The sequence below is a fragment of the Chryseobacterium carnipullorum genome (genome assembly GCF_900142785.1).
In the GTDB taxonomy this organism is placed as follows: domain Bacteria; phylum Bacteroidota; class Bacteroidia; order Flavobacteriales; family Weeksellaceae; genus Chryseobacterium; species Chryseobacterium carnipullorum.
On the sequence record NZ_FRCD01000046.1, the window covers coordinates 1 to 2502 of the forward strand.

Sequence of the window (2502 nt, forward strand, 5' to 3'; positions counted from 1 at the left end):
GATGTTCTGAAAATTTGCTCTTTTTCATAATGTTTAACAAACTAAATTTAATAATTTTAATTGGTCTGAAAAACAGGGAAGTTTACCAAAACAGGAAAGTTTACCGAGTTATTTAGTACTAAATGGAATATTATATTTGTATCCTTGTGGAACTGGAACTTTCTTTAAAATAATTCCATTAGCTATTGTACTATCAAGTTTATTTCCTCCATAGATTAATAAAGTGTCTTCTAGGATTAAATGAAAATCATTATAACAGTCGGTGCAATGATAAATTGTATCTTTTGAAGCTTTATCAATTAATATAAGTTAATTAGGAAAAATCTTATTAGAATAAGTATATCCTTCTAAAAGATAGCTTTTAGTCTCTATCCTTTTATTTATTTTCTTTTCATCCTTACAACTGAATACCAATAATAAGAAGATAAAAATTGTAAAATAACGAAATAATTGCATTAGTCTCTTTTTAATTTTTGATTAGTAAATTGATGAAAATAGCCTCTATAAATATTAGTCCCGGAATATGTATGCTCACCATAAAAAGGAAAACCTTTATTATATACACTTCCATCATTCTGATATTGATTATAACCTCCTACTACTTTCATTGCATATCTATAAAAATCATCTGCATCTGCAAATTTATCTCTAAAATTAGAATCATTTTTGTACTTATTATAAATTTCCCTCATATTAAATCCGAAAAGAATATTTGGAAGCAGCTCTTAAAGAAGTTATTTTATTTCCCACCTTTACTGAATCAACTCCATTATTTTTTTTGATAAAATTTTCTCACTGTAGGACCAGAAGATATTGCAGTTGTATCCACTTTTATATTAAATCCTGATATATTACTTTTTAGAGTTATAGAATCTTCATAAATTCTAGGTTTCCCGTAAAAGGATAAAACAATATTATTATTAGAAAAACTAATATCTTTTAAATTTGTGGAATTTACAATAGTATCATTCTTGTTGTTAATTGAGTCTGAAATTAATACATAATCAGCAGTTGTAGAACCTATAGTAGAATAATAAAACCATTCTATTTTTTTATCATTCACTTTTATTTCCTTTAAATAAAGACGATTTTTTTTATCTTCTTCATTATTTTTGTCTTTGCATCCCACAAAAAGAGCAAGACTACAAAATAAAATTAAATATTTTCTCATTTTTTATAAAATTGTCTAAAGTAACCAAAATAAATATATCCTCCAGAATAGGAATGTTCTCCATAGTATGGATAACCTGGATTATAACCATTTCCCCCGTTTTGAGATTGATTATATTGACCTGCTTGATACATAATAGCTTTATACCAAGTGTTTTTTCCTGCAATTGGTGGTTTTGCGAGTTTCATATTTGCTCCAAATCCCATATTTCCCATTGCTCTTAGTGTTGTAATAATTGGTTTGCCTCTGGAATTTTTCCCATTACCTATTGCTGTATAAGGAGATAAGCCCATACTTGCTTTCACATCTAAAATAGCTCCATTTGCAGATAATTCTCGAAGTACTTCAAGCCAACCATAAGGAGTTCCTGGCATATCTCCATTGATGGTATTCATATAGTATTGCTTAATCCATTCCAAAAGAGCAGAAGCGTCCATATCTTCTAGCTCTGCACTTCTTCCACTTTTATCTTTTGCAGTTCCTGAAACAGTAAGATTGTTTAAATTAAAAGTGACACCTGATATGTTTTTATCAAAACCTAACCCTCCAGTTTTGTCATTCGTCGTACAGAAATCACAAGGACGCATTGTTGCTCCTATAACTTCACCAGTTCTCTTTTTATTGGTAGCATTATTTACAATATATATATTTGTATCTCCATCATCATAAGCTCCTACAACAGTATAAGAACCATTTTTATTTCTAACAACATCAGTACTTGCAATATAATTATTAGATCGTTCTCCGATCATTCCTGTAGGATCATTAAAAGATGTAGGATTATTATTGGCATAATTATATGGCTGAAAAGTTGCATCACTTAACGGGTCATGCACACCCCATCTTCCTAAGTCAGGCATATAGAATCTCGCACCATAATCATACATACCGGTCTCTTGCAACTCCTTACCATTGTACTTATAACTATAATAGCTTCCCAACTTTGAATTACTAAGCATTCCCTGAATATGATTCAAGCCAAAAGGATAATAATTATTAGTATCCGTAACCTCCAGAATGCCTTCGCTGTTTTTAGCAAAACTTACCCTGGCATTGCCAAGGTGATCTCTGTACTGGTAAATATAGCGGTTTTCCGTGAAACTGTAAAACCCTTCTGAAGTAGGCACAAAATCAAGTTTCCATTCAGGTGGACCTCCGATAACAAGAACATCATTGATGTTTTTATAAGCCTGTTCTTCAAAAGCGGTCTCACTTCTACAAGTAAGACATAAGCCTCCTCCTTCATTATAATCATACTGAAATCCATCAAGATAATCTGTAATACGTGTGGAACCTGAAAAACCTTTTCTTCCGTAAATCGTATGGGTTTT

Annotated in this window: 3 protein-coding genes; all 3 read right to left on the minus strand. The window is 30.7% G+C overall.

The window, feature by feature from the left end:
- Positions 1 to 455: 455 nt before the first annotated feature.
- Positions 456 to 692, minus strand: coding sequence for a hypothetical protein (locus BUC06_RS23220; RefSeq protein WP_073336999.1), 237 nt, complete (start codon positions 690 to 692; stop codon positions 456 to 458).
- Between the two features lie 77 nt (positions 693 to 769).
- Positions 770 to 1171: a hypothetical protein gene (locus BUC06_RS23225; protein WP_073337001.1), complete on the minus strand. Its 402-nt coding sequence runs from the start codon at positions 1169 to 1171 to the stop codon at positions 770 to 772.
- Positions 1168 to 2502: RHS repeat-associated core domain-containing protein (locus tag BUC06_RS23230; protein ID WP_139263431.1), on the minus strand; the 1335-nt coding region annotated here is incomplete at its 5' end. The genes BUC06_RS23225 and BUC06_RS23230, both read right to left, overlap by 4 nt.